Annotated in this window: 6 protein-coding genes; 4 read left to right on the top strand and 2 right to left on the bottom strand. The window is 56.5% G+C overall.

Translation table 11 applies throughout. The features are described from left to right. Positions 1–175: 175 nt before the first annotated feature. Entirely contained in the window at positions 176–1,126 is a 951-nt protein-coding gene (locus RTK01_RS14230; protein ID WP_312281604.1) for an AEC family transporter, read from the top strand. A 67-nt stretch (positions 1,127–1,193) separates the two neighbouring features. Here the strand turns inward: RTK01_RS14230 and glmS are convergent, their stop codons facing one another. Next, on the bottom strand, positions 1,194–3,032 hold the full coding sequence (gene glmS / locus RTK01_RS14225) for a glutamine--fructose-6-phosphate transaminase (isomerizing) (RefSeq protein WP_312281603.1): 1,839 nt from the start codon (positions 3,030–3,032) through the stop codon (positions 1,194–1,196). 540 nt (positions 3,033–3,572) lie between these two features. Between glmS and RTK01_RS14220 the strand changes: the two genes are divergently transcribed. The 3 genes from RTK01_RS14220 to nth all read left to right on the top strand — a co-directional run bounded on the left by RTK01_RS14220 (position 3,573) and on the right by nth (position 5,489). Continuing rightward, the gene (locus RTK01_RS14220) at positions 3,573–4,256 is read left to right on the top strand and encodes a DUF421 domain-containing protein (RefSeq protein WP_294857226.1); all 684 of its coding nucleotides are present in this window, start codon (positions 3,573–3,575) and stop codon (positions 4,254–4,256) included. Beyond that, the gene (locus RTK01_RS14215; protein ID WP_312281602.1) at positions 4,253–4,630 is read left to right on the top strand and encodes a DUF4363 family protein; all 378 of its coding nucleotides are present in this window, start codon (positions 4,253–4,255) and stop codon (positions 4,628–4,630) included. The genes RTK01_RS14220 and RTK01_RS14215 overlap by 4 nt, the downstream gene beginning before the upstream one ends. A gap of 208 nt (positions 4,631–4,838) precedes the next feature. Continuing rightward, positions 4,839–5,489, top strand: coding sequence for an endonuclease III (gene nth, locus RTK01_RS14210; RefSeq protein ID WP_312281601.1), 651 nt, complete (start codon positions 4,839–4,841; stop codon positions 5,487–5,489). Between the two features lie 291 nt (positions 5,490–5,780). Here the strand turns inward: nth and RTK01_RS14205 are convergent. Continuing rightward, a partial coding sequence (locus RTK01_RS14205) for a PolC-type DNA polymerase III (protein WP_312281600.1) occupies positions 5,781–9,399 on the bottom strand: 3,619 nt, incomplete at its 5' end.

Below are 9,399 nucleotides of genomic sequence, written 5' to 3'. Positions count from 1 at the left end.
CCGCCGCCCTCCCGGACAGCTTTGTTAGATTACCATACCCCATTCCGTTTGTCAAGAACTTTTTTCTTCTTCTGGAGAAAGGTGGTTGCGGCAGGGCGGCAAAGGTGTTATGATAGATTTCATGTGAATTTCATGGCACTTTATAAGATGTATTACGCAAAGGAGAGGCTTCACCGTGTTTGAAAACTTTATGACGGCGTTGCGCGTCGTTCTTCCTCTGGCACTGTTTATGGGAATCGGTGTTTTGGTCCGAACATATAAGGTGGTGGACCGGCCCACCATGCGAAAGGTGGACGGTCTATGCTTCCGCCTGTTTATGCCCACGCTGCTGTTTAAAAATATTTATGAGTCCGATGTGCTTCACCATTTTGACGGATGGGGTTTTCTGTATGTACTGCTGTGCATACTGCTTCTTTTTTTCGTGGCCGGCTTGCTTCTTCCCCGCAAACTGCTTCCGGACGGAGACAGTGCCGCGGCGGTGGGCCAAGCGATGATTCGTCCCAATTACATTTTATTTGGGCTTGCGGTTGGAACCTCTATTTTTGGCTCAGGCAGCGCGGGCATCGGCATTGTTGCCCTGTTCGGGGCGCTGATTGTGCCGCTGGTAAACATTTTCTCCACGCTGATTCTGGAGCTGAACCGCTCCGGGAAGGCTGACCTGAAAAATTTGTTTCTCTCTATACTTAAAAACCCCATGATTATCGCAACGCTTTTGGCGCTGACGCTGCTGACCCTGAATATCCGGATTCCGGACCTTCTCTATACCGTGGTCAGCGACGTGGCGGGTGTCACCACCACTATCGCCTTCATCTCTCTGGGCGTCAGTCTGGACCTGGGTCAGACTCTTTCCAACCGCCGCACACTGATTCTGGTGGTGCTGGCCCGGATGGTGGTGATTCCTCTGATTTTCCTGCCTTTGAGCATCGCTCTGGGCTTTCGGGACGGGGCGCTGTGCGCGCTCATGATTTTCTTTGCCGCACCCACGGCTGTGGCCTCCTACCCCATGGCCGTGGCCATGGGCGCCGACGGGCCTCTTGCAGGCCAGTTGGTCTGCTCCACCACAGTGACGTCCATCTTCACAATTTTCTGCTGGACCTTCCTGCTGCGGACGTTTGGACTGATGTAGGATGCTCTCAGCCGGCAAAAAGCGCTTCCCGCCACAGGCGGGAAGCGCTTTTCATATATTTTAGCAATTATTCTACGGTGACAGACTTCGCAAGGTTCCGGGGCTTATCAATATCGCATCCCCGTTGCAACGCCACGTAATAGGAAAACAATTGGAGCGGCAGCACGCCCAGAGAGGGCTGAAGCATCTCCGCCGTCTCCGGCACGGAAAGCACAGCATCTGCCGTCTTCTCCATTTTTTCTCTGTGACGGACAGTGGTCAGGGCCAGCACCTCCGCCCCTCGGGCTTTTACCTCCACCACGTTGCTCATGGCCTTGTCGAACAGCGGCGCATAGCTTCCCAGCGCCACCACCAGCGTCCCCGGCTCAATCAAAGAAATGGTGCCGTGCTTCAGCTCACCGGAGGCATATGCCTCCGAATGAATATAGCTGATTTCCTTCAGCTTCAGGGACCCTTCCATGCCCATGGCATAGTCCAGATTCCGTCCGATAAAGAAGATGGAGTCGTGATTGAAGTACCGGGATGCAAAATATTTCACGTCCTCTGTGTCCTCCAAAAGCGCCGACATCTGTTGGGGCAGGCACTGAATGCCCTCCATGGCGGCGGCATACGCTTCGTTTGAAACCGTGCCCAGCAAATCGCCCAGATACAGCCCCACCAAATCCATCAGGGCTAATTGGGTAGAATATGCCTTGGTGGTGGCAACGGCAATTTCCGGACCCGCCCAGGTGTAAAACACGTCGTCCGCGTCCCGGGCGATGGAGGAACCCACCACATTGACAATGGCCAGCGTCCGCCCGCCCCGGCGCTTGGCCTCCCGCATAGCGGCCATGGTGTCCAGCGTCTCGCCGGACTGGCTGATGACCACCACCAGAGAACGCTCATCCACCAGCGGGTCGCAGTACCGGAATTCGCTGGCCAGCACCACCTCCACGGGACAGCGCAGAAGCTTCTCCCAGATATATTTGCTTACCATTCCCACATGATAGCTGGAGCCGCAGGCAATAATAAAAATGCGGGATATGTTTTCTGCATACTCTCGGGTCAACTTCACGTCGTCCAGCACAACCCTGCCCTCCCGAATGCGGGGAGAGACAGTGCGGCGAACGGCCTCCGGCTGCTCCATAATCTCCTTGAGCATGAAGTGGGGATAGCCCCCCTTTTCAGCGGCAGAAACGTCCCAGTCCACGGTGCGGCGGGTTTTCTCCACGGGGACAAGCTCGCCGTCAAACACGTCGATGCCCCGGGGTGTCACCACTGCAATTTCCCCGTCGTCCATATAGGCCACATCCCGGGTGTATTTAATCACTGCCGTCACGTCGGAGGCAATGAAATTGCAGTCCTTGCCATAGCCCAGAATCAGCGGGCTGTCCTTCCGCGCGGCAATCAGCGCATCCGGATAGTCGGAGCAGATGATGCCGAAAGCATAGGAGCCCTCAATGCGCCGCAGCACGCGGCCCACGGCCTCCAACATATTATGGCACTCGTTGTAGTGGAACTCCAATAGCTGAGCCACCACCTCCGAGTCGGTATCCGAAGCGAACTTAACGCCCAGCTTCTGGAGATGCTCTTTAATCTCCATATAGTTTTCAATAATGCCATTGTGAACCAGCGCGATGTTCCCGCTCTCGCTGACGTGGGGATGCGCGTTCGCGTCGTTGGGCTCTCCGTGGGTAGCCCAGCGGGTGTGGCCCACACCGAGAGTCCCCTCCAGATCGACCCCGCCATGGAGCATATCGCTGAGAACCTTCAGCCGTCCCTTAGACTTTCTCACCTGAAGGCCCTGTGTTTCTGACCGTACAGCCACACCGGCGGAGTCGTACCCCCGGTATTCCATCCGCTCCAGACTGTCCAGCAAAATCGGGGCGGCCTGTGCGCCGCCCGAATAACCGATAATTCCACACATAAATGATAATCCTCCTGATATTCAATTTGTCTTTCGCAGGCCAAAAGACCGCGAAGCATCTGCCGGTCCCGGTCACCGGGGCCGGATATCAAAAGGACAAACGCGCAGACGATTTGTCGCTTTTCCCACGGTCGCAGTCTTTTTGTTTTGCGGTCGCCCGCATATTTCGCAACTGCGTGACACATCCGTGGATGCGGAGGGGCATCCGCCGAATTCTCGATACTCCCCTCTCCTCGTTATCCCGCAGGCTCAGCCTGTGGGCACATGGCGCTTTTGACGGGGTTCCCCGTAAGCCTCCTTTCTCCTTCTGCGACTTGGAACGATTTATGATAATCCCCGTCTTCGGACGGAGCCTTATCCGCTGTTCAAGATTGCCGGTTCCCATCGTTGGGCCGCATCCTATTCTTCGTCCGCTTTGACCCGCGCCTCTTCGGCGGCACGCTAAACTGAGATATAGGCCATTTTCCGGCAGGCAAAACCCTTTTCGCCGCATACGCCCGCTTCTTCCGGTAAATACTGAGAGAAAGGGGGTATGTGCTTATGGCCACCGCGTTTTTGCGGACTGTGATTCTCTATTTTTTCATCACCGCCGGGCTGCGGCTCATGGGCAAACGACAGATCGGCGAGTTGGAGCCCAGCGAGCTGGTGCTGACCATGATGCTCTCGGATCTGGCCGCAGTGCCCATGCAGGATTTTGGAATTCCTCTGCTCTCAGGCATCATCCCGATTTTAACACTGCTGTCTCTCTCCATGCTATTAAGCCAGTCGTCTCTTTATTCCCTGCGCATCCGTCGGCTTTTGTGCGGGTCTCCCACCGTACTCATCGACCACGGCAAGCTCCGGCAGGACGCGATGCGGAAAAACCGCTTCACCATCGACGAGCTGCTGGAAGAGCTGCGTGGGCAGGGCATCTGCGATATCAAAGACGTAAAATACGCGATTCTAGAAAACTCCGGCCAGCTCTCGGTCCTGCCCTGGCCTCAAACCCAGCCGCCGTCGGCGGACGATCTGGGCGTAAAAGCGGCAGACAGTATCTCCCTCCCCGTAGTTCTGGTGAACGACGGGCGGCTCATTTCCCGGAATCTTGAGCTGTGCGAAAAAACAATGGACTGGCTGAAAAAACAGGTGCGCCGACAGGGCCTGAAAGACTACCGAGATATTTTCTTGCTGACCCTTGACGGGGGCGGAAATATCAACTGCATTCCAAAGGAGAACTCCAAATGAAATCGTGGCTGATCCCCATTTTTCTTCTGGCGGCGATTCTGACCGTCTCGGTGCTGAACTGCCGCGCCATGGAGCGGGACGTGACCCGCTGGCAGTCCCAGTTGGAGCAAACGGAAGAAGCCATCTCCGCCGAAAACTGGCAGGATGCAAAAAAGCTTCTCACCCAAAGCTATGAGGACTGGTCCAAGCGCCAGACCTATCTCCACATCACGGCGCAGCACAGTCTGGTAGACAGCGCGGACGCCATGTACCGCCGCTGTGCGGCCCTCATCACCGTGCAGGACTCCGAGTGCATGGCAGAGCTGGCGGACCTTACGCACCAGCTATGGCTTCTCTCGGAAATAGAGCGGTTCAGTATCAAAAACGTACTGTAAAGGAAAAGAGCAGGCTCCGCTCTGCGGCTATTATAGCACACCCCGCCTTCCCGCCGCAATACAAAATCATCTCCGCATGGAAACGTCCGCTTTTCCGCTATTACCCCCGAAAAAGGATCATTATAATAGAAAATTGGTTGCCAAGCGCCGCCAAACGCGCTATACTGGTGCGAAGTCAGTCGGTTTTAGTGCAAAAGGAGGAAGCGGCATGAAGGCAAAGGCGGCGGTCAAGCGCATCATCGAAACGCTGAAGGGCATTTACCCCGACGCGCTGTGCTCTTTGAACTATGAAAAGGATTACGAGCTTTTGTTTGCCGTGCGGCTTGCCGCCCAGTGCACCGATGCCCGGGTCAATCAGGTTACTCCGGCCCTGTACACCCGGTTTCCAACCCTTCAGAGCTTTGCGGAGGCGGACGCGGCAGAGGTTGGACAGTACGTCCGCTCCTGCGGCTTTTTCAACAGCAAGGCCCGGGACATTGTGGCCTGTGCCCAAAAGCTGATTTTGGAGCACGGCGGAAAGGTCCCCGCCACGATGGAAGAGTTGACGGCCCTTCCCGGCGTGGGCCGGAAGACGGCAAACCTGATTCTGGGAGACGTGTACGGCCAGCCCGCCTACGTCTGCGACACCCACTGTATTCGCATCACCGGTCGTCTCGGCATCACGGACGGCAGTAAAGACCCCCTTCAGGTGGAACGGCAGCTCCGGCTGGTTCTCCCTGCGCGGGAGTCCTCCAACTTTTGTCATCGCTTGGTGCTGTTCGGACGAGACACCTGCACCGCCCGGTCCCCCAAGTGCGAGGGCTGTCCACTGGAGCGGGACTGTGATTTCAGAAAAGCTCAGAAACAGGCGGCGAAGTAATTCCGCCCGCCATATACTATGTTTGCCATATAAAAAGGGATTCCCACTCCGGCCTTGCCGGAATGGGAATCTCTTTTATCGTTTTGTTTTAGGCCGCTTTTTGGCGTTCAGCCCACCGAAAATCCGGCTTCTTTGCTAGGTTCATCTCAACCAAGCTGATTTAAAGCAGCGGCCTTCCACAATGCAACGCCTAATTCGTTCTTTGTGAGGGTCTGAATCCCTCATCCTCAGACACGCCTTCTCGGATGCAAGCTGACAGGCAGCCTCCGTCTCCAGTGGGAATCTTCACCTTTAAAACAGCGTAATCTGGCTGGTTTCCGCCATACCGGCAAAAGCCCCCAGCTTCTTGAGCTGCTCGATGTGGGTTTTAGAGAGCTTATTGCAGCACATGGAAAACTCCTCGATGGAAATGAAGCTCTTTCCCTTCCGCTTCTCCACCGTGTCCGCCGCCGCCGTCTCTCCCAGCCCCCGCACTGCGGCAAAGGGCGGAAGAAGCCCCTTTTCCGTCACCTTAAACTTTGTGGCCTCAGACTCGTAAATGCTGATGGTGTCAAAGTGGAAGCCACGGAGATAAAATTCGTAGCACACTTCCAGCGTGGTCATCAAATCCTGCTCCACCGCCGTGGCGTCCTTGTTGTTCTCAATCTCCCGGATTTTCCGCTTCACGGCGTCCATACCCGCGCAGCAATACTCCGCGTCAAACGCCTTGGCCCGGACGGTAAAAAACGTGGCGTAAAACGCCAGAGGTTCATGAACCTTGTACCACGCGATACGAAACGCCATCATAACGTAGGCCACGGCGTGGGCCTTGGGGAACAGATAGCCGATTTTTGCAAGGGAATCGATATACCACTCGGGAACGTCGTGCTCCCGCATAATATCCACCCAGCCGTCCGGGAATCCACCCTTTTTCACCTTGCCTTTTCGGACGGACTCCATGATTTTAAAGCTCAGCTCCGCATCCACGCCCATCGAAATCAGGTAAAGCATAATGTCGTCGCGGCAGCCCACCGTCTCCAAAACGGAGGCGGTCCCGTCCAGAATCAAATCACGGGCGTTGCCCAGCCACACGTCCGTGCCGTGGGAAAAGCCGGAGAGACGCACCAGCGTGTTAAAATCCTTCGGGTGGGTGTCCACCAGCATCTGGCGAGTAAACCGTGTATTAAATTCCGGGATAGCCACGGCCCCCGTCTCTCCCACCACGTCGTCGTGTTCATAGCCTAAGATTTTGCTGGAGATGAAGATGGACATGGTTTCCTCGTCGTCCAGCGGAATGGAGCGGGGGTCCACGCCGGTCAAGTCCTCCATCATGCGCACCATGGTGGGATCGTCGTGCCCCAGCATGTCCAGCTTCAGGAGATTGTCCTCCATGCAGTGGTATTCAAAATGGGTGGTGATAATGTCGCTCTCCGGGTCGTCCGCCGGGTGCTGAACGGGACAGAAATCCTCGATTTCCATGTCGTCCGGCACCACCACAAGTCCGCCCGGGTGCTGGCCCGTGGTGCGCCGAACGCCCACGCAGCCGGTGGTCAGTCGGTTTTCCTCCGCCCGGCCCGCCGTCATCCCGTTCTCTTCCAAATACTTTTTGACCATGCCGTAGGCGGTTTTTTCCGCAAGTGTCCCGATGGTACCGGCACGGAACACCTGCTTTTCTCCGAACATCTCAATGGCATGCCTGTGGGCCTTGGCCTGATACTCGCCGGAGAAATTCAGGTCGATATCGGGGACCTTTCCGCCGCCGAAGCCCAAAAAAGTTTCAAAGGGGATGTCGAACCCGTCCTTCACGTATTTTTCGCCGCACGCCGGGCAATCCTTGTCCGGCATGTCCGCGCCGCAGCCAAAAGACCCGTCCTGTATAAACTCCACATGTTTGCATTTGGGGCAGCGGTAGTGGGGCGGCAGGGAGTTGACTTCCGTAATTCCGGACATATAGGCCACCAGCGACGAGCCAACGCTGCCTCGGGAACCAACCAGATATCCGTTTTCCAGTGACCGCTGCACCAGTTTCTGGGCAGACATATACACCACGTCGTACTTTCCCAGAATGCTGCCCAGCTCCACCTTCAGGCGGTCCTCCACCAGCGAGGGCAGGTCCTCGCCGTAAAGCTGGCGGGCCTTTTCCCAAACCATGCGGTTCAAATCCTCCTCGGAGTTTTCAAGGCGTGGAGGATAGAGGTCTTTTGGCAGCAGCTCAAATGTTTCAACGCCGTCCGCCACGGCCCGGGGATTGGTCACTACCACCTCGAATGCCTTTTCCTTCCCCAGATAGGAGAATTCCGCAAGCATCTCGTCGGTGGTCTTGAAATAGATGGGAAGGCTTGCATCCGCGTCGGGGAATTTTTTCGAAGCCAGCAGAATGTGGCGATATACCTCGTCCTCCGGCTCCCTGAAGTGCACGTCTCCGGTGGCGCACACAGGCTTTCCCATTTCTTCGCCCAGCCGCACGATGGTCCTGTTCAGCTCCCGCAGGTCTTCTTCTGACTGCACGTCCCCGTTTCGCAGCATGAACATGTTGTTGCACACCGGCTGGATTTCCAGATAGTCATAATAGGATGCGATGCGCCTGAGCTCGTCCCAGTCCTTGTGGTCCGCCACGGCGCGGAACAGCTCGCCCGCCTCGCAGGCCGCACCCACAATGATGCCCTCGCGGTGCTGATTCAGCAGAGTTTTCGGCACCGTGGGAACCCGCTTGAAGTAATTGAGGTTGGACGCGGTAATGATTTTGTATAGATTTTTTAGACCTACCTTGTTTTTTGCCAGCAGGATAATGTGCTTCGGAAAGCGGTTGGACTTGCTTCCAAGGGGCCGCAGCTTTTCCATCTCGGGGTTGATTCCCTGAAGATTGGCAACCCCCTTTTCCTTCAGCATATTAAAGAAGGGAATCAGCATATAGCCCACAGTAGCCGCGTCGTCGCTGGCCCGGTGGTGGTTGAAGGCAGGTAGATCCAGTTCCTCCGCCACAATGTCCAGCTTGTACTTGTTCAGCTTTGGCAACAGGTTCTGGGCCAGAATCAGCGAGTCAATATAGGTGGTCTGGAAAGAGAGTCCCGTTTTTTTGCAGCCCTCCCTGATAAAGCCGATGTCAAATTCCGCGTTGTGGGCCGCCAGCGGGCGGCCGTCCACGAATTTCAAAAAGTCCGCCAGCGCGACCTTCAGCTTGGGCGCGCCGCGAAGCATTTCGTCGGTAATGCCCGTAAGGCCGATAATTTCCGGCGTAAGCCGCCGCTCCGGGTCCACAAAGGTCTGGAACCGGTCGGTAATCTCCCCGTTTTTCAGCACTACCGCGCCGATTTCCGTAATTGCCTCCCGCATCACCTTGAGGCCCGTGGTTTCAATGTCGAAGCACACGAACTCTCCGTCAAGGGGGCAGTCCTGCAAGCCGTGGACGGCCACCCGGTCGTCCAGATTGTTGATGAAATACCCCTCCATGCCGTAGAGAATCTTGATTTTGTCCCCGGCGGCATGCCACGCGTCCGGAAAGGACTGGGCCACGCCGTGGTCCGTAATGGCAATTGCGGGATGGCCCCAGCGGATGGCCTGCCGAACCACCTCCTGTGGGTCGGTCAGCGCGTCCATGCTGCTCAGGCGGGTGTGCAGATGCAGCTCCACCCGCTTTACCTCAGCGGTGTCCTCCCGCTCCTTGTGGGCGGCGGCACGGATGAGGAAGGGGGCCATCTGGATGTCCTTCCCGTCCCAGGTAGGCTCCATTTTCCCCTGTACCGCCACCCACATGCCGGGCTTCAGCTTTCCGTCCAGTTTTCTGGCCTCGGCGGCGGTGAGGTTTTTCTGCACTGTCAGGGACCCGGTGTAGTCCGTCAGGTCCATGCTCATGCGCCAAAGTCCGGGGCGGCCCGTCTCCCTGCATTCAAAGTCAAAAATTTTGCCGATGACGGCGGCCTTTCCGGTTTTT

Origin of the sequence: Oscillibacter sp. (assembly GCF_031978065.1) — a bacterium.
Classification (GTDB): Bacteria; Bacillota; Clostridia; order Oscillospirales; family Oscillospiraceae; genus Oscillibacter.
This window is presented reverse-complemented; position numbering and strand designations above follow the sequence as displayed.

Bases quoted from the DNA above. Each gene is read 5' to 3' on its own strand.
- glmS (WP_312281603.1), bottom strand. From the start codon at position 3,032: ATGTGTGGAATTATCGGTTATTCGGGCGGCGCACAGGCCGCCCCGATT.
- RTK01_RS14220 (WP_294857226.1), top strand. From the start codon at position 3,573: ATGGCCACCGCGTTTTTGCGGACTGTGATTCTCTATTTTTTCATCACC.
- RTK01_RS14215 (WP_312281602.1), top strand. From the start codon at position 4,253: ATGAAATCGTGGCTGATCCCCATTTTTCTTCTGGCGGCGATTCTGACC.
- nth (WP_312281601.1), top strand. From the start codon at position 4,839: ATGAAGGCAAAGGCGGCGGTCAAGCGCATCATCGAAACGCTGAAGGGC.